At 38.7% G+C, this 17,576-nt stretch carries 19 protein-coding genes; 17 read left to right on the top strand and 2 right to left on the bottom strand.

The window, feature by feature from the left end; genetic code table 11:
- Nucleotides 1-14: 14 nt before the first annotated feature.
- The 5 genes from OCV52_RS24150 to OCV52_RS24170 all read left to right on the top strand — a co-directional run bounded on the left by OCV52_RS24150 (nt 15) and on the right by OCV52_RS24170 (nt 5,179).
- A complete protein-coding gene (locus tag OCV52_RS24150; protein WP_137406577.1) occupies nt 15-413 on the top strand; it encodes a hypothetical protein in 399 nt (132 codons plus the stop codon).
- 1 nt (nt 414) lies between these two features.
- Nucleotides 415-1,146 (top strand): TIR domain-containing protein, encoded by a 732-nt coding sequence (locus tag OCV52_RS24155; protein WP_137406576.1) that lies wholly within the window; start codon nt 415-417, stop codon nt 1,144-1,146.
- A 430-nt stretch (nt 1,147-1,576) separates the two neighbouring features.
- Complete coding sequence (locus OCV52_RS24160; RefSeq protein WP_137406575.1) at nt 1,577-2,017, top strand: hypothetical protein; 441 nt, start codon at nt 1,577-1,579, stop codon at nt 2,015-2,017.
- Nucleotides 2,018-2,060: 43 nt separating this feature from the next.
- A complete protein-coding gene (locus OCV52_RS24165) occupies nt 2,061-2,342 on the top strand; it encodes a hypothetical protein (RefSeq protein ID WP_137406574.1) in 282 nt (93 codons plus the stop codon).
- Nucleotides 2,343-3,910: 1,568 nt separating this feature from the next.
- Nucleotides 3,911-5,179, top strand: a complete 1,269-nt coding sequence (locus OCV52_RS24170; RefSeq protein ID WP_137406573.1) for a site-specific integrase — start codon at nt 3,911-3,913, stop codon at nt 5,177-5,179.
- Here the strand turns inward: OCV52_RS24170 and OCV52_RS24175 are convergent.
- Nucleotides 5,174-5,875 carry a hypothetical protein gene (locus OCV52_RS24175; RefSeq protein WP_137406572.1) on the bottom strand — a complete coding sequence of 234 codons (702 nt, stop codon included), beginning with the start codon at nt 5,873-5,875 and terminating at the stop codon, nt 5,174-5,176. The genes OCV52_RS24170 and OCV52_RS24175 overlap by 6 nt on opposite strands.
- Before the next feature lie 199 nt (nt 5,876-6,074).
- Between OCV52_RS24175 and OCV52_RS24180 the strand changes: the two genes are divergently transcribed.
- Complete coding sequence (locus OCV52_RS24180) at nt 6,075-6,467, top strand: hypothetical protein (RefSeq protein ID WP_137406571.1); 393 nt, start codon at nt 6,075-6,077, stop codon at nt 6,465-6,467.
- Entirely contained in the window at nt 6,457-6,876 is a 420-nt protein-coding gene (locus tag OCV52_RS24185) for a hypothetical protein (protein WP_137406570.1), read from the top strand. Before OCV52_RS24180 ends, OCV52_RS24185 begins: the two co-directional genes overlap by 11 nt.
- On the opposite strand, the gene OCV52_RS24190 is transcribed toward OCV52_RS24185, so the two are convergent.
- Entirely contained in the window at nt 6,873-7,364 is a 492-nt protein-coding gene (locus OCV52_RS24190) for a hypothetical protein (RefSeq protein ID WP_137406569.1), read from the bottom strand. The two genes, OCV52_RS24185 and OCV52_RS24190, sit on opposite strands and share 4 nt — an antisense overlap.
- Before the next feature lie 327 nt (nt 7,365-7,691).
- Here OCV52_RS24190 and OCV52_RS24195 point away from each other — a divergent pair, with 327 nt between their 5' ends.
- The 10 genes from OCV52_RS24195 (at nt 7,692) to OCV52_RS24240 (ending at nt 17,573) form a co-directional block, all read left to right on the top strand.
- Nucleotides 7,692-8,189: a SoxR reducing system RseC family protein gene (locus OCV52_RS24195; RefSeq protein WP_137406568.1), complete on the top strand. Its 498-nt coding sequence runs from the start codon at nt 7,692-7,694 to the stop codon at nt 8,187-8,189.
- Entirely contained in the window at nt 8,182-8,709 is a 528-nt protein-coding gene (locus OCV52_RS24200) for a hypothetical protein (protein ID WP_137406567.1), read from the top strand. The genes OCV52_RS24195 and OCV52_RS24200 overlap by 8 nt, the downstream gene beginning before the upstream one ends.
- A gap of 71 nt (nt 8,710-8,780) precedes the next feature.
- Complete coding sequence (locus OCV52_RS24205) at nt 8,781-9,632, top strand: type IV secretory system conjugative DNA transfer family protein (protein WP_170222412.1); 852 nt, start codon at nt 8,781-8,783, stop codon at nt 9,630-9,632.
- Nucleotides 9,632-10,780: an ATPase, T2SS/T4P/T4SS family gene (locus OCV52_RS24210; protein WP_137406565.1), complete on the top strand. Its 1,149-nt coding sequence runs from the start codon at nt 9,632-9,634 to the stop codon at nt 10,778-10,780. The genes OCV52_RS24205 and OCV52_RS24210 overlap by 1 nt, the downstream gene beginning before the upstream one ends.
- Nucleotides 10,777-11,067: a hypothetical protein gene (locus OCV52_RS24215; RefSeq protein ID WP_137406564.1), complete on the top strand. Its 291-nt coding sequence runs from the start codon at nt 10,777-10,779 to the stop codon at nt 11,065-11,067. Before OCV52_RS24210 ends, OCV52_RS24215 begins: the two co-directional genes overlap by 4 nt.
- Before the next feature lie 63 nt (nt 11,068-11,130).
- Nucleotides 11,131-11,778 (top strand): hypothetical protein, encoded by a 648-nt coding sequence (locus OCV52_RS24220; protein ID WP_137406563.1) that lies wholly within the window; start codon nt 11,131-11,133, stop codon nt 11,776-11,778.
- 12 nt (nt 11,779-11,790) lie between these two features.
- Nucleotides 11,791-13,437 (top strand): hypothetical protein, encoded by a 1,647-nt coding sequence (locus OCV52_RS24225; RefSeq protein WP_137406562.1) that lies wholly within the window; start codon nt 11,791-11,793, stop codon nt 13,435-13,437.
- A 6-nt stretch (nt 13,438-13,443) separates the two neighbouring features.
- Nucleotides 13,444-15,006, top strand: coding sequence for a hypothetical protein (locus OCV52_RS24230; RefSeq protein WP_137406561.1), 1,563 nt, complete (start codon nt 13,444-13,446; stop codon nt 15,004-15,006).
- Between the two features lies 1 nt (nt 15,007).
- Entirely contained in the window at nt 15,008-15,748 is a 741-nt protein-coding gene (locus OCV52_RS24235) for a hypothetical protein (RefSeq protein WP_137406560.1), read from the top strand.
- A gap of 10 nt (nt 15,749-15,758) precedes the next feature.
- A complete protein-coding gene (locus OCV52_RS24240; protein WP_137406559.1) occupies nt 15,759-17,573 on the top strand; it encodes a GspE/PulE family protein in 1,815 nt (604 codons plus the stop codon).
- Nucleotides 17,574-17,576 lie beyond the last annotated feature (3 nt).

Raw genomic sequence — 17,576 nt, forward strand, 5'->3', positions numbered from 1 at the left:
TAGAAGGAACCAGTATGGAAAGTAAAATTGCACACCTCCAGTTTATCCAAGGTGTAATCACGAGGATGAATAGCAACTCTTTCTTAATAAAAGGTTGGACGATAACTTTAATAGCTGCCCTGTTAGCTCTTTCAGCAGATAACAACCCTCAATTGTTTGTTCCTAGCTACATAGTTGGACCTATCTTTTGGTTCCTTGATGGTTTTTTTCTTTCTCAAGAAAGAAAGTTCAGAGGACTATACGACCACGTACGTCGCTTGGATGAAGCAGATATTGATTTCAGTATGAATCCAGCAGCCTATAACACTCGTACTAGCAGTTGGTTGTCAGGTATATTTTCGGACACACTTGTCTTTTTCTACTTGCCATTGATCGCAATCGTATATCAAGTATCTTGTGTAATTGGGGCATAGAATGGCTAGAAAAATTTTTATATCTTACAAATACGCCGATGCAGATGTCGCTCCGTTAAACCTAGGGTTATTAGACTTTGAGCCTACTACAGCTAGACGTTATGTCGATGTTTTACAGAGTAATTTGAGTATTTTCGACCACATAAATAAAGGTGAAAAAGACGACGAGGACCTTAGTGACTTTAAAGACTCAACTATTCGATCAAAGCTAAGAGACAAGATTTTCGATAGTAGCATCACAATTGTTCTCATAACAAAAGGGATGAAATCGTCATTCCAGAAAGAGTCTGAACAATGGATACCTTGGGAAATCTCATACTCGCTAAGAGAGTCAACCCGAGGCTTTAAAACTAGTAGACCGAACGCTATATTAGCTGTGGTTATTCCCGATAGAATGGGATCATACGATTACTTTATCCAAAATGGCAGTTGTATTCAGTGTAACTGTAGAATTTTGCGTACCGATACACTTTTTGAAGTCTTGAGAAAAAACATGTTTAATCAAAAATTACCTGAATTGAGTAATTGCGATAGTAATGTGCATACTGGCCAATCAGTCTATCTCGGCGAGCCATCCTATATTAAAGTGGTTAAGTGGAATGACTTTATCGCCGATATCGATGGTAACCTCGACTTAGCGCTTAAGCTCAGAGACAACATTGACAGCTACAACATTACAAAGACAGTAACTACCTCAGATAGTATGGCGTCAATGAATTTATTCGGTCGATGATAATATTTAATTGAAGTTCTTTTCTCAATGCAAGCGCGGTCTTCAAAAGGCAGAGGTCTCGACACATCATCCGGTGCGTACTGCACATCACTTTTGCTATTTGCCATACCTCTAGTTATTCATGACTTGCTAATGTAAGGTTTTTTGAAACTCATTTATGTCCAAAGACGTGTTTAGTGCTCATGGAACCATTATCAGATTTATTTGTGAAACAAGATGATTCCCAATTGTGTAACAGGTTGTTGGACAAACTCTGATCTGACAGTTACCCATTTTTGACTCGGTGCCAGTCAGATTTAATATGGGCTAGATTTTTTAAGCCCAGATTGTGTTCCCATCTTCCAGCTAGCTATTTCAGTTAGTACAGTTCTGCCCCATTCGCTTTTTATGCTATGATGTTCGATAATTTTAAAGTAGATCAGGAACTAAAGTGAGAAAGAGTACGATTAGATTTGTTGGAGTCATTGGGGTGGTATCTTCATTAGTTGGCTGTTTTGGTAATGAAGTGGTTGATCTTTCTAAAGAGCAATTAGTCGAAGTTATGCAACTTCAGGGTAAAAATATAGGTTGTTACTATTACGGTGAATACTCTAGTGATTTAGGAACCCCTATTATGGGACTTGAGCATAGAAACTATGCGGATAGGTTTACTTCCATATTAACCCAATGGGCTAACCAACATGGTAAAGATACTTCTAAGATCACTAGTATTGATGCTGCATTGAAATCAGCTATGCTCCAAGATATTGAAACTGCAAAAAGGAAAGGAATATCTTTAACTCAAAGCAAAGAGTTCAAAGAGGGTATCGGTGATTGTAGAGAGGTAAGGTTTGCTTCTAAACGTCTATTCGCTAGGTTAGGTATGGAATAATATTTTATAGTTTATATTAATTTTTAAGGCGTAAGTTATTGCAATGAAAGAGATTTTTTTTGGGTTATCGTTACTTACTCTAGCTGGGTGCTCAACAACGACAACAGGTCCTACTCCATCAGGAAAAGGCCAGTATGTAATGTCTAGACAAGAGGGGGCTCTCCCGTCAGGTAGTGAGCCGCTACTACAGGAGGTATTAGAACAAGCTAATAATTTTTGTAAAAGTCTAGATAAAGAATTAGAAGTAATAGACACCCACGAAAATCAGGGGCCATTTATTTTGGGAAATTATCCCAAGGCAACAATACGCTTTAAGTGTTTGTAGTGTTAGTCAAGACAACGCGATTTTACGTAATGCCGCTTAACACGAACTCAGCCAATACTTATCCGGTGCGATGTTAACCATCGCACTAGCTTTTCACAACAACTTTGCCATACCTATGTATATTTGTGGTTTGCTAATTTAGCAAAAGCACTGACAAAGTTTTGTCCAAAAATGAGCTTTACTTTATTGTCTCCTGAAAGATCCTAGTTTTTGAGAAAAACCTAGATATTAGAAAAGTCATAACGTGCTCATACGAGAGGCCAAATGATCAAATATACTGGCCGACATAAGAGCGCGAGAGCTAACAATGAAGCACTAAGCTGGTTGAAGTTAGCGTCATTAGATGCAACTTTCTTTAATAAACTTGTGAGAGATTTTAGGCTAGATGTTGTCACTCTTCGTTCAATGGCAAGTTCACGCTGAGCTACGGTACATATTCCTGAGCCAACAGAACACAACATAGAGTGAGACAGATAGCCATAGTTAGTTACACTGTCACAGGTGTCTTCAGCTAAGATTCTTTGACAATAGTATTGTACCGAAAAGCCACCCCTAGATTAAGTCTGAATGTCCATGAGATTGAGGATTTAAGCGGTTCAATTCTTAACATTTATAGTGAACAAAATAATGCTGGTGGAGATGGGTCTATCATGATGAAAAGGTAATTAAGATTTCAAGATTAATGAGCTAATAACTAGGTTAATATAAAATAAAATATTACTTAATTTTAAGTTATTATTGGAAGAAGATAATAGATTACCATATTAATTGAAAATGAAAAGACACAGCTAAAATAATTAAAGCATTATTATGACTTGTTTTATAAAAGAAAGTGGCACAACTTCAGCTCCCGTGTATACCTTTAAAAGTCAACCAGGAATTAGCGGTATTGTCCTAGGTTTTGAAATGCACAACAGAATAAAAAACAATATGAATCAGTAGCTTGATGTGTTTCCTCTACATATAAAAAGACGTGATAATGAACAAGCAAGGTTGAACTACTGTAGTATAGATCTTGTGTCTCACGAGTATACAATTATATTTAAAATGCTAAGAACTGAAAAGCACCAATTTAAATTACAACTGAATAAACATGTCCATAATATATATTAGAAATCACTATATTAATTAATATAGAAAGATTTGATATAAAGAAGAGGTAAATGTTATTTCGTAGCTATAGACCTAAATTATTATATACAATAAGTATGACTCTATTTGGCCAGCCTTTTTAATTGAACTTTGTTGTACATCATTTCTATCAAGAGCAATTCAATCCATACCTAAATAACTTTCATTAATCCCGCTAAAAATACCAGCCAATAGTACAATCTGATTGGCAATGAACATATCCGCCCAAACCATACATTTGACCAGTGCATTATTCGCTAATTGAGTGGTATAGCACGGGGAAGCGCTGGTGCATGAAGAAAGACATAATATGCTTCAACACGAATAGCAAAAGTACTGTATTTATATCCAAGTTTAGATTTCATGTTATAATTACAGTTATAACATGAAATAATCACGAGTGAGTGACACTGTCACAAGTAAAAAGGTTTCAATGTATGGCGACAAAGTTAGCATTAAATCAAAGTGGGATGAGTGCGGAAACGATATCCAAGTTAAGTAAACTGCATGAAAAACTTGAAAGTAGTAATGACAACATCAAGCGTTTAAAAGTACCACTACCTGATCTGTCTGCGGCCATTGACCCGAATCATCCTGAAATAGAAAAAGTACTTAAAAACATGAAGATATTTGAGGTAACTAGGGGAGGGCTATCAGAAGCTACTCAAAGGAACCTGTTTTCTACGTTACGAAGTTGGTGTAGTTATACTACTGACATCGGGTTACGCTACGCATTTCCAATCAATACTCAAATATTTTTTTACTGGTTTGTTCATCTGCAGCTTGAAGAGCATAAATCCTATGCCACAATCGTAACTCGTAAGAACTTGTTCTCGATTTTTTTTAAGTTGATGGATATGCCTGACGCAACAAAAGAAAGGATGATAGTGGAACGCTTCAAGGGCTTGAAACGTGACATGGCCAAAGCTGATTTGAACAAAGTAACTCAGCGTGTCGCAGTTCCGTTCCGCGCCCAACACTTAAATGCACTTCTGCCGCTGATGCGGGACTTAGAACAAACAGGCTTAAAAAACCTACGGGATCTATGCGTATTGATCATTGCATACTGTACCGGAATCCGAGAGGGGGAAATAGGTACCATTCTTAGAAAAAACATTAGTTTTTCTAATGGTTCAATAACAATAAAAAGGGTGGTTTCGAAGACCAGTAGTGCTCCAGTTGAGAAATCAATTACCAATGAGTATGCTGAGATTTTAAATAATTACCTGGCCATTGTTGATAATGCCATTGTGTTGTTTAACAAGGCCATCGATAAAGAGGAATCAAACATAGAAAAGATGGAAGAAGGGGTGCTAAAGGAAATGGCAAAGAAAAAAGTACCGGTTCGTCTAACTGAAACCAATACGTATATCTTCAGCTGGATCTATCAAAATTCTATGTTTAAAAACGGAACTACGCCAATGCCAGGAGAAACGATTGATCGCGTATTTGAACGAGCATATAAGCTATTGTATACACATGATAAAAACGCCATTAAACACCCAGACTACGGAAGAATATGGACTGGACACTCAGGGCGAGTTGGTGCTTGCATAGATGGAAAAGTCATCCACAACATGAGCGAAGCGGATTTAATGTCGATTGGTGATTGGACAAATATGAGCACAGTGATGCGATACCTAAGAGCAACAGGCCACCTTGAAGCTTCAAACATAAAGCTTCAAGGAAGTCTAAAATCTTCATAAACGTTCAATTATGTTTTTCTCAACTAATGGGAATGCTGTGGCAAAATAGTGGTTAATTGCAGATTCCACCATGGCTAAAAACTTAATTTTATGACCGATTAACCCTTTCAAATATAGTCGTTTTTGAGAACTGGTCGTATCGATTATGATTGAATCACAGTTACAACATAGATTAAGGAAGTTTTTGTGCTGGGAATGGAACTTCAAAGTTTGCTTATAGTTGTTGTTATCAGCTTTCAATAAATGAAATGCTTCCAGCAGCTCATCAACACCAAATGCGACACTAGGTTGCCCCTGCCAATCATCAGGATTTCCTGTATGGTTAAAACAAAGATCTATAACGACAGTAATTAAGTCGTTCCTGGTTTTACCTAAGCGTATCACAGCGGCAGTCCCATGTTGTTTATGGTATAGCTTTACTTGGCTATTAGGGTGAAAATATGGTGTTGGCCGTGCGGTACTTTCACCGTTAGTAGGGTTTTCATTTACTGTTTTTTGTATGGATTGAGACCTTTCTCCACTATTTTGAACATTGAGTTTTTCTTTTGGCACAAACTCACTAAGATGAACGTCATTTAAAAATGGTTGTGTCTCTTTTGTTTCCTCCGGATTTTCAATAACAGTCGTAGAAGCTTCTGAAACATCTATAAAATCAATATCTTGATTTTCAGGCTCAAATTCCCATGGTTCTGGCATGTATTGTTCCTTTATTGCTATAGTTTACATTTGATTGCATATAGACTAGCTTTATGTCTAATTTCCATACATACAGTTTATTGATGTATTGGATGTCAGCTATGCTTGTATTACCTCAATTAATTATAAATCTCATGTAGTCTTTTAAAGCTCTATAATTGGATTAACACTTAATAAAAAGAACCTTGTAAATAACTCTATGAGTGAACTTCAAAATATTGCATCATTGTTGTCATTTCCTTCAGTATCAGAGTATTCGCGAAGCGTAGCGTTATACCTGATCTCACTTGCCCTAGAAACAGACCATTCTTTAATGGCTAAAGTCGAATCCTCCAGTGAAGTACCAGTAGAAAGCATCATCAGTTCAATTGAAAAGCTGTACAACAAACACCAACTTGTATTGTTCGACTTCGATGTAATTTGTAGGATTGCAAACTATGAACCCCAAGATTATTACGCCTCACTCATGTTAAAAAATGGGCTTGATTACACCAGCGTAAACCTCTGGTTTAAGAGGGCGGTTCTACAGACTGCATATCAACCCATTGCTTTTGCACAATTGAGTATTCCCGAATCACATCATGAACCTTAAAGATCTAAAAAGCGCATTTTCGCAGTTTACTAAATTAGAATTATCAACTTCAAAGAAGCGTGAGCAAGGTTACAATGAACTGATTCAAAATATAGTGGCAATACGATCAAGTTGTATTCCACCCCAAGTCTTATCAGCTTTTGATACTACTCCTTTCAATCAACTTCCTACACTGCTGGATAGAATCAACGCAGATCCTCTCGCGAGCTCGGATTTACGTTTGAAAATTAGCGTTACTGAAAAAGAGCAAAATAGGGACCTGAGCAAACTCAACTTAGTCATGGTTCAAGACACAATTCAAAGTTCGAAGAGGTGGCAAAACATAAGAGAGGTAGCACCAGCAAACAAACCTGATACTACCATCACAAAGAAAGGGAAATTATCTGATGGGCCATCATTCGAACGTTAAAGCATATCGTCATCTAGTACGCAAATATCTAAGTCTAGAAAATTTTCAAGCGAACGAAAGTAAAAGGATTGTTCCTCAAAATTCACCTCGTACATTAGGTAATATAATGCCATAGAAGGTGTTGAAGATATGATTTTGCTTAAAAACTGCTTCGTCTGAACCTTGAACTTGTCGTCAATAACTAATTGAGCAATGTTGTGTTGTCTGATATTGACAACCAACTTTCTCGACTTAATTTCATGTTTCGTATCCAACCATCCTTCAGAAACTGATAGCTCAGCTTCTATCTTTTTTGCCGTAGTGTCGTTTATATGGTGGGTAGCAGTTTGACCATAGTCAAACAATGAGAGTAATGCTTCAACATTAACTCCTCGTCTGATAACCAGTTCAAGGTTTTCATTACGATTTTCTAGGTACCCAATATCGTTGTTACTGAATTCTGACTTGAATAGAGAGTCAGCAATCTGATGGTAGTTAGATAATTCCATTTTAAGCCTATATATGTGTTCGTAGCCAAATATAATAGATTGTAGTTATTGACTAGTTGTGAAAAATTCATTTTGGATATTAATAGAATCTGAATCATATTTCACCGCCGTTCTCGAATATGCAGCTTTTTTAATAAAATGCTCGGCCAAAATGTGACAAAAATCGCACTCTTTTTGAAATTAAGTAAATCATATGGCCTATTACACTGGTCAATTTTAAATTGATCGCCTCAGAATTTATACCAAGCTAACGCTCGAATTTATTACTATTGTTTTTGTATTCAAAATGACATAGATTAAGTGTAATTGATACTCTTTGGGTCTGCTATGATTAACAAATTCACCCCCTACTTAATGCCTATGATCGCCATCATTACAGCTGGCACCTTAGCTACGTACTACATATTCAACTCGGTGGTCTTGTCGTTTATCGCCGGAATTCTGTTCTTTGTTGGATATTTGGTCATCTACAAATCGACAAACAAACGAAGCAACAAGTTTAATGAGGCTAGAGCGAAAATTCGTAAGGCTGGTTATGACTCGACCAAAGAACCACGACAAAACCAACCAAAATCAGGGGGCACCAGTAAGGACGAATCTATCCTTCCACCTGAAGTACTTAAGGCACTGAAAGTGTTGAGTTTAGATCCGCATTCTACCTTCACAACACGCGATATTAAAAAAGCGTTTCATACTCAAGTTAGATTGCATCATCCAGATTTAACCAAAGGGAACGCTTCAGCAGACGCAACAGATAAGATCGTTAACCTCAATTCTAGTAAAACCACTTGCCTCAACTATCTACAAGAGTTTAATCATGACTAATAAATTTTGGGCCATCCTTTTCTTTTGTTTTATATCTTTGACAGGTTGCACAAGCAGCCAAGTCGTTGACCACAGCGAAATGGACATTCCTAGTGTAGAAGAGCGAGCGTTTGGTGGATTGGAGCCTTACGCAATAGAACTGCTGGATGAATTACGTTTACTTGCAAAAACAAGAAGTGCAAAGGCTCAAGCCATTAAGCCATTCGGGCAGCGAAGGCAAGAAAAAATGTTGTCGACAATGGTTCTACCTGGTTTTGACAAAAGGGTTGATTGGAACTGTCAATGCGAAGTCGAGACTATTGCAAAAGGAATTGCCGAAAAAGTTGGTTATGGGTCTGAGAGGGTTTTCACCTATGGCCGTAAACCGCCAGGAGGTGTTTGGGTCAACCTAGTACTCAATGATCAACCAATAAAGGATGCAATATCGATGATTGATGCAGAGAAGGGAGCTCAAGTTGATTTTATGATTGACCATAAAGTTAAAACAATAGTCGTCAAATACTTGGAGACTACGAATTGAAATGTTTGATAAAAATCATGTCAATCCTGTTTGTCACAACTCCTGTCGCTATGGCTAAACAGAGCGATTACATGACACTAGAAGAGCTATCGAATCTTAAAGGTTATCAGCAGCATATTGATGACCAAGAGCTTGCTCTTCGAATGGCTTCGATTAAAGAAAGCGGAGAAGAACTTGGCAGCTCAAATGGATATATAGCAACTATGGCGCGGCTGGTAGAACTAACGGATAAGAAAAAAGAGCTTTGGAGTAGGCTTTTACCATTCGAAAGCTTGGTGAACGTTTCTGCAGACCTTAATTCCGGTGAAGCTAAGTTTATAGTGCCTGGTATTGTTGATGAAATACAGGCTCATTCTGTTATCAACACTGATGCTGATACGCCTTATGTGAGAACCGATGATGTTATTTACCAATTAAGAACTCAACCTAAGCCAGTGTTACGAAAGCCTAGTTGGTCTGACTACTTTTATGACGAAAATAAAATGGTATCGCACAAGCCTATTCTTGAGCTGCTTCCGTCAAATCAAGAAGAAGAAGAAGTATTTCTTCAAGCTGTTGAAGATGGTTGGTCAATGGGGGAAGAACAAGCTATTACAGAGATGCGTTCAAGAGCAATTCAGGCGTTCGTTGATGCAACGGGTATGGTTAGATACATAAACGCAGTGGAATTAAATCACTTAAACAAACCAGGAATGATAGTTGAAAATGTGGGTGTGACAATCCAAGGGAATCAGATGGGGCTTGGGACACAATATGTCTCTCTTGATGGGCTCGCGTCTTGGCAAAGTGATAGCGATCAGTATGATTCGCCAATTACAGAACCAAGAGGGTCAATTAGAAAAGAAATCACCAGCAGAGTTGTAAATGGAGAGCTCAGCATTCAAGAAATTGAAGATTCATACATCAAGTTAGGTATGGATTAATGCAAAAAAAAATACCCCTACTAAATGTCTCAAGTGAAATGACGGATGTTGAAATCAGTCAAATATTATGGACTGCCATTGACTTAAATGCATCAGACATTCTCATCGACTATGGCTATCGCGTACGAGTGGATGTAAATGGAACGATCCATGAAATCACAGATAGGACAATGCAACCTAATGCGTGTAAAAAAATCTTGCTTTATATGCTCGGTTCAAAGGCTTCACTTCTTAATTCAGTTAATAGTGCAGAGCCTGTCTTCTTTGCTCACATCACTAAAAACCCAGATGATAAAACCAAGGTTCGAAGCTTTCGAGTTGCCGCATTAACTTCAAGATCCTTGATTTACGGAAAAACGTTCAAACTAGTCGGTCGACTAAACCCTGACACACCCAAGAATGCTCAGCAGTTGAATATAGAACCTGAACTTGTGGATGTTGTTCAAAAAAATCGTAAAGGTATTGCTCTGTTTGTAGGTGGCACAGGAACGGGAAAAACAACCACAATGGCAGGTATTATCAGGACAGTTCTCGAAACACCTTCGAACGGTAAGCACATACTAGTGTTTGAAGACCCACCTGAAATTAGCTATGAAAAAGTCAAGAAAGCTACAGGGAACTCTATATCTGTTCATGAGGTTGGTCCAATTGAGACTGATTCGGACGTACTTTCGTTTGGTAGCGGATTAAGAACCGCATTGAGATTGCGACCTAACATTCTCGTTCAGGGAGAATTAAGGTCGAAAGAATCAATTGAATATGCATTAAATTTTTCAAATACAGGACACTTCTTATTGGCAACATTGCATGCAAATTCTTGCAAAAGTGCTATTTCGCGTATTTTCAACATGATTGATGGGGATGATAAGAAGGCTGTATTGGGCAGTTTTATTAATGAACTATCAACAGTCGTTGCTCAAATTTTAGTACATACAATTGACGGTGGTAGAATCGCAATTCGTGAAACTGTGTATTTAGATTCTGAATTGAGGGGCCATTTACTGGCTGCAAAAACTGATATTGAAATTGGCATCATTATCCAACAACACCTAATTGAACGAGGAAATACCTTTGCTCAGCAACTTAAAAACTTGTATGACAATGGAATCATAGCCCCTGAATCATTGATGATGGAGGAGCTTGTATGAGTAACTACAAACCGCATTTGGACCGGAAAGTAGTTCAGACCGCTATGAAAAGGGCTTTGTTTTTTTTAATGGACGGAACCGCAATCTTCCCGCTGTTGTTAACGCCTTTAATGTTTAGTATGTCGTACCTAAAATTCTTAGCCGGTTTTTTCGTTGTCATGATGATTGTTGCGGCTACTGGTCGAGGGCCTGTGGAACTAATTGTCTATCTCATCGCGAAAAACATAAAAGGTAACAATGCACCGATCAAATCCAAACATCAGTGGAAACCAAGCAATAGAGTTTAGTTGATTTATTGTTTATTAATCACAAATGTCGTATATTTAATTCATCAAGCAAAGAGAATTCTTATGAAATATTTCTATTTAATACCAGCGATACTTTATGCCTCTGTTGCCCACTCTGGTGTGGTCTTCAGTGACTTTGAAACTGATACGCAACATGGACTAAATGATACTTACATTGAATCCGGAAGTAATATTAAACACAAGCTTCCGGCCCATGAAATTCTTAATGGTCTTGCCCCTCGCGGATGGAAAGTAAACCTCGGGCCAAATATGTTTAACCATCTACTTGGTTGGGAACCTGCCGTAAATTGGCGAACAGCAATAATGAAAATTCAACGCATTAATAAAGGCGTTTATATCGTAATTAATGAAGAAGAAAATGTTATCGCAGCCTCCACTAACCGCGAACACCTCACCCATTTACAAACAAGAAACCCTAATATTTGGGTTATGAATTCTAAGCTATCTCTTCGTAAAAACTTTCAAGTATGGGACTCGCAATCAAACATTGACATCATCTGGGGTAGTGAATTCGATTTCCCCGTTAAATCAAATTCAGTTTTGGTTGGTAACCTAACAGGCAAAGGTGGCGTTTTAGATTTAGTACTCCAAGAAACGTTAAAAACTGATGAGCCTCTCTGGGTTAGCTTCAGCCCTGAAATTGGTGCTGCTCATATATTGCCAGGCGGCTCTACGCAGACCGCTAAATAGAAAGGAATAAAAATGAACTTCTTCAAAGGAATCACTCCGGTACTCTTTTTTGCCATTATCGTATCTGGTTGTACTGTACCTGGTGACACTCAAAATAAAATTGCGGCTTCACAGTCAGAAGCAGCTCTAAAAACAATCTTAGATAACCAGCTGAAGGCAGGTGTAAACCAAAGCGTATATTCTGAAGAGCAAAATTTTGTAATATTGGGCGCCCCTTACAAGTACAAAGAAGAGGTCGATTTACCTGAAATCTTTTCGAGCCCAACACGTTTTAAAAACTTCCGAGCCAAACCACTTGGTGAGGTAATTGATTATCTCAATAATACATTCAGCTCCTACGGTGTCTATATTTCGTTTTCAGCGGATGCTATTGAATACCTATCTAAAGCTACTGAAGGCGACATAAGTAATAGCACCGAGGCTACAGGAACAAGTGATTCCACAGGTGAAGACATTAATGTGGAAGCTCAATATACCAATACCAATACTTCAGGTCTGATTGACGGTGCCGGTGTTACGATTTCATTGCGTAATGAATCTCGTATTGCTTTCAAACAACTCCTTGACAGCATTGCTGCAAAAACAAACCTATGGTGGAAGTATGGGGATGATGGTCGAGTTACCTTCTATCATCAGGATACTAAGTACTTCCGTATCGATCAGTATGCTTCGTCCACTAAGCTCACATCTAATATCAACTCTTCTACTGGTGGTGGCGAGCAAGGGTCGGGGACCACATCTACTACAGCAAGCTCACATAGCTATAGCTTAAATAGAGATTTAGGAAAACCATTGGAACAGCTACTTGCTGGTGTTAAATCCGTGGCATCTGAAGAGGCTCGAGTAGAGGTCTTACCTGCATTAAGTCTCGTTGCTGTCACTGACACACCCGCGAAACTGGAATTGATTGAAAGCTTCATTGACCAGTCAAATTCTATTGCTGGGAAGATGATCAGGTTAAACATTGAGCTTTGGGAGGTGATAACAACCGACTCAACTAACATGGGTATTGAACAAGCTATTAAGTATCAAAGTGGCAGTACGGAACTCAATTTTGATGGTGTTCCAATTGGGGATTCAACCAACTTAGGTGGCTTCGGTATAAAAATCTCCAAGGGGGCATTCAAAGGTACTGAAATGGCTATCAGAGCGTTACAAGGCACCAAAGCGCTGTCTTTGAAAAAGACCATTGATACTACGGTTCCCAACAACGACATAGTACCAATCCAATACGTCAACGAACGTAAGTATGCAGATAAAATTGAAACTAGCGTTTCCGGTGACGTAATTAGAACGACAGCAACCACCGACACAACGACAAATGGTATTGTTTTCTTCGCTACTCCAAAGGTGAATTCAAACGGAACAATCGCTATTCGTTTGGTGACAGACATCAGCTCTTTGAATGCACTTGACCCGCTAGAAGTAGGTGACACTCAGCTCCAACTGACTGACAGAACGGTATCAGCTCTAGTAAGCGCAAGAAATGTCCGTCCAGGTGAAACGATCATTATGACAGGATTTGAGCAAGTGATTGATAATAGCCAAAATCAGTCAATGCTAGGCAGCATGTTTTGGTGGTTAGGTGGCAACGATTCATCTAAGAAACAACGCTCCGTAATGCTTATCTTGGTTACACCGCATATTGAAAAAGTGTAGGTGGCTATGAATAGTGATAAACAAATGCTATCTCTCGAGGGAAAAGGCTTCCCTAGGCATTACATGGGCTTGTCTTGGCATAGTATTGCTCCTACTGAGAAACAGCGACACCTTAAACGTATCATAGACAAATACGATGCCAAATATGGGTTAACGGTTGATGGCGAAGACATCGAATCACTACCATGCCATAGTGTTGGATTAGCCCATCAAATCTCAACCCGTTTCTATTCTGCTGCGGCGATTGTTTGTAAGGCAATTTCGGAGCAATACCCCAACGCTTATTTTGTTGAGCAGTTGGACGATGGGCGATTTTGGTACCTCTTAATTATAGACAAATGCCCAGCTACGGGTAAAAACGACATCATTCTAAATGATGTGTCTGAAGTTGCCGACCAAATGCAAGAACATTACCAAATCTATGACTTGCATGATCGAAAATTAAGGCATGTTGTGCCGGAAGTTGTTAGAGACTGTGTCTCTGGTACATTCGTTGAAGACATTGATATGTATCAGGAGTTGTCTTACAAAACGATTAATGACGCGATCGAATCTGAAAAATTTGCTCTCGTAAAGCCAGTTGATAAGCTTTTTAACCGTAACCCTTTGGCTTCCCTGCCATTAAAGAAAGTTGGCGTCTTATTAACGCTAGCTTCAGCAGTTTTTGGGTACAAGTATTTAAAGGAAAATGATGCTGGCTTAGATGAACTCCCTAACTTAGATAATTATTACTCTACACCCTCAAAAGTAGGGTTCACAAGAGGGCAAAATCAGGGCAACTATTCCGCAGCACTGGCTAGGGATAAGATTGCAGCATCGAATGAAGAAGCGAAGTGGCTTAGCCAGCGATTGACTGGAGCAAACCCTACAAAAGTTATTGGAGACTTCTATAGATACGTCAACACTCTACCTGTGAATGTAGAAAAATGGTACCCATATTCAGTCTCATTAGAATTAAAGGCGACTATATCCGGTACTGAATCTGATTTACAAAAATCACCGGACATTGAACTTTTCCATGTCGTTTCTATCCAGTGGCGTAACGGTGGCTCAACAGTAGCCAAATTTAGAGATGCTGCTCAGTTTGATGGGCAGGTGATCTACAAACTATCTGGCCAAGTAATTGAAACGAAGACTGTAACCTCACTGGAAATGCCTACCCAAAAATTTGATATTGTCGATGCAGAGGTTTTTATAAACGACACAGATGGGAAATACGTTGATATTTTGAGTTTTATTCAAGAAAGGCAGGATAAATATCATGGAAAATTCACCGGTTCAATTACAGCAAGCTCGAATACAAAACGAGAGGTGCCATTTAAGAACCTTATCTATAACACCGAAATAAACGACCCAGAAATTGAGTACATAACCATTGATGTAAAAATTGAAACTAGCGGCTATGGCTGGTCATTTTCAAACCTAAAGAAATTGGCTCAGGAATTATCGGCGTTTCCGAACATGATCGTTAGGAAAATCAATCTTAATTTAGAAACTGAAGAAATTACTTTGATGCTTCAGTACCTTCACAGTAATAGCATTTTGAACGAACAGGAAATTGAGAAATAGTATGAATAGATGGAATTGCAAGGCACTACTATGCTCCTTAATTTTAGTAGCCCCATTAACGGTTTTTGCCCAGACGGAAACATACGAAGACATTCAAGAAAAAAGAATGCTTTCAGCTAAGCAAAATGATCAACTGAACTCACAGGAATTACAGGCTGCAGAACGACAACATAGGAATAAAATGAAGATGCTCGACAATGAGTACAAAAATTTATTGCTCATTGAGAAAGGTTTAATTCAGGGTGGTTCTGCTAAGAAAGAAGTATCTGATGCCGAGCGGGAATTCCAAATCCAAAAGTACCAATCGGAACTTGAAGCTAAAGAGCTTAAAGATAAAGAAGTCGCCCTTGATAGTTTAATCAAAGAAATGGAATCGCAAATCTATCTAACCGACCTATACGAAGTCGCCGGTTTGATTCGCGGAGAATTTTGGTACCAAGGCGCGAATGAAATCTTAACTGAAGGGGCAATTTTCGGTGAGTGGTATATCAAAGACCTATCTTTTGACGGTGCCCTTATTGAAAAAGCAAATATGGACCTTAATTCTACTGAAAAATCTAATACTCGCCAGCTGAAACTAATGGGAGAAGACGAAGCTCTTTCTCGTTTCAAAAAGTCTCAAAAGTTTAGAGATCAGATAATTGAGCAAAAGCTTGGAGAAATGCGTTCGGGCGTTTTTAATGCTACCGGAGGTCAGATGATGCCTAACAACTCTCCTTCACCTGGTTTAATGTTTAAGTAAGGGGGGGGGGATGAATACTCAAGTTTCAGTTTTAGACAATTCAAATACTAAATTAGTACCTTTAAACGGTTCAGATTTAATTGAAACAAATCAAAATGGTTCACTTTCAGCGTACATTAACAGCCCTGATGAACGCCCTTTTGGCATCTACATTAATGCTACTGCGTTTACAAAAAAATCTGACCTTACATGGGACATAGGCGAAATAATAGGTTCAGAAAAGATCCTGAACCCTGCTTATGGCAAAACCTATTTGGTTGCTAGAAACAAACTCTCCATAGATGGCACTATAAGTGAAGTTATCACTCTTCTAATTAGTAGTGAGGGAGCTAAACAATATCAGCAAATTAAAACATCCTTATTTTCTGATTTAAGCATTGATAGTGTAAAAGGTGTCAATTTAGTTAATGTACTTTGTGTTAATGAATTAATCTGCTCTTTATCAGAGTATACAGGCTCAAAAGCATACGCCGGAAACGATGATGAAGGCCGAGTATTTAAAGAAATATCATCAGAAATAATGAAGTTATACCCTTCATGCAGTGACATTCACTTTGAAGTTTCCGATATACCTGGAGAAACTAAAGTTCGTATTAGGGAAGATGGAGATCTTAAAATCTTCAAAGAATACCCTTTCGACTTTCTATATGAGACCGTTGATATTGCCTATAACGTAATTGGTGGGGATAAAGCCAATGGCAGTACAATTCAGGGCAATAACTTGAATTGGAATAAGCCACAAACAGGCAAGTTTATCTACAGCTTTGGCCAATCAACGATCGAAATGCGCGTTGAATTCGCCCCTCGTACAACAGAAAGAGGCGGGGACCTTGTCTGTCGTATAACGAGTGGCTTGAAAGAAACAACTGTAAGACCTCTTGCTGACACTGGATACCACCCTCGTCAATTGCGAATGATAAAATCACTATCATCAATGAAGCAAGGTAACGTATTGCTTTCAGGCGTTACAGGTTCAGGTAAGACCCAATCTTTGTATTCGATCTTTGACTATTTATTGGATAAATATGCTGGCACAAGAAAGTTCGTAACAGCTGAAAACCCAATCGAGATGAATCTTAAAGGGGTTTCACAAGTTAACCTCGAAGACAACTCGGACTCATCAGACAAAAGAAGCAATACTCTAGATGGTCAATTTGACCGGATCGCCCAATGTTTCATGAGGCTTGACCCAGACATTATGGGTACAGGCGAAGTACGCTGCCATGACTCTGCAAAATTCTCAATAGAAGCGGCTCGAACTGGCCACCTATGTTTATCAACGATTCATACGGCGTCAGCACACGATGTACCAGGAAGACTAGACGGCTTTTCAATTCCACGAGCAGTCTATCAATCTCCAAGCGCACTTTCTATCGTCATTGCGCAATCACTTCTTAGAACGATATGCATTCACTGTAGTAAAACTGCAGATGAACTTCCGGACGATTCTCAGCTCGTGTACAAAACTCTGAAAAAATTATCTGCGTTAGAGCTTGTTGAGTTTTTACCTAAAATCCGATTCCCAACCACTGGTGGTTGTGAAAAATGCGATTACTCCCCAGATGGCCGAAAAGGGAGAACCCCAGTTGCTGAAGTACTTGTTCCAGACAAAACAATTCGTGCATATTGGTGCGATGGTGAAGATATGAAGGCCAAGGCACATTGGTATGAAACAGGGGGGTTCACTAAGTTGGAACACGCTTTATACAAAATGTTTCTTGGTCAGTTAGACCCTGAAATTATTGAGAGTGAAGTTGACCTTCTGGAAAACAGTGCTCACTTACGAAAGGAGCTAGGTGTTGCGTTATTCAACCCAATGCTGTGAATA

This window comes from Vibrio chagasii, assembly GCF_024347355.1.
GTDB lineage: Bacteria > Pseudomonadota > Gammaproteobacteria > Enterobacterales > Vibrionaceae > Vibrio > Vibrio chagasii.

Coding starts and splice junctions, on each gene's coding strand:
- OCV52_RS24150 (WP_137406577.1), top strand. CDS start 15: ATGGAAAGTAAAATTGCACACCTCCAGTTTATCCAAGGTGTAATCACG.
- OCV52_RS24155 (WP_137406576.1), top strand. CDS start 415: ATGGCTAGAAAAATTTTTATATCTTACAAATACGCCGATGCAGATGTC.
- OCV52_RS24165 (WP_137406574.1), top strand. CDS start 2,061: ATGAAAGAGATTTTTTTTGGGTTATCGTTACTTACTCTAGCTGGGTGC.
- OCV52_RS24170 (WP_137406573.1), top strand. CDS start 3,911: ATGGCGACAAAGTTAGCATTAAATCAAAGTGGGATGAGTGCGGAAACG.
- OCV52_RS24175 (WP_137406572.1), bottom strand. CDS start 5,875: ATGCCAGAACCATGGGAATTTGAGCCTGAAAATCAAGATATTGATTTT.
- OCV52_RS24180 (WP_137406571.1), top strand. CDS start 6,075: ATGAGTGAACTTCAAAATATTGCATCATTGTTGTCATTTCCTTCAGTA.
- OCV52_RS24185 (WP_137406570.1), top strand. CDS start 6,457: ATGAACCTTAAAGATCTAAAAAGCGCATTTTCGCAGTTTACTAAATTA.
- OCV52_RS24190 (WP_137406569.1), bottom strand. CDS start 7,364: ATGGAATTATCTAACTACCATCAGATTGCTGACTCTCTATTCAAGTCA.
- OCV52_RS24195 (WP_137406568.1), top strand. CDS start 7,692: ATGATTAACAAATTCACCCCCTACTTAATGCCTATGATCGCCATCATT.
- OCV52_RS24200 (WP_137406567.1), top strand. CDS start 8,182: ATGACTAATAAATTTTGGGCCATCCTTTTCTTTTGTTTTATATCTTTG.
- OCV52_RS24205 (WP_170222412.1), top strand. CDS start 8,781: ATGACACTAGAAGAGCTATCGAATCTTAAAGGTTATCAGCAGCATATT.
- OCV52_RS24210 (WP_137406565.1), top strand. CDS start 9,632: ATGCAAAAAAAAATACCCCTACTAAATGTCTCAAGTGAAATGACGGAT.
- OCV52_RS24215 (WP_137406564.1), top strand. CDS start 10,777: ATGAGTAACTACAAACCGCATTTGGACCGGAAAGTAGTTCAGACCGCT.
- OCV52_RS24220 (WP_137406563.1), top strand. CDS start 11,131: ATGAAATATTTCTATTTAATACCAGCGATACTTTATGCCTCTGTTGCC.
- OCV52_RS24225 (WP_137406562.1), top strand. CDS start 11,791: ATGAACTTCTTCAAAGGAATCACTCCGGTACTCTTTTTTGCCATTATC.
- OCV52_RS24230 (WP_137406561.1), top strand. CDS start 13,444: ATGAATAGTGATAAACAAATGCTATCTCTCGAGGGAAAAGGCTTCCCT.
- OCV52_RS24235 (WP_137406560.1), top strand. CDS start 15,008: ATGAATAGATGGAATTGCAAGGCACTACTATGCTCCTTAATTTTAGTA.
- OCV52_RS24240 (WP_137406559.1), top strand. CDS start 15,759: ATGAATACTCAAGTTTCAGTTTTAGACAATTCAAATACTAAATTAGTA.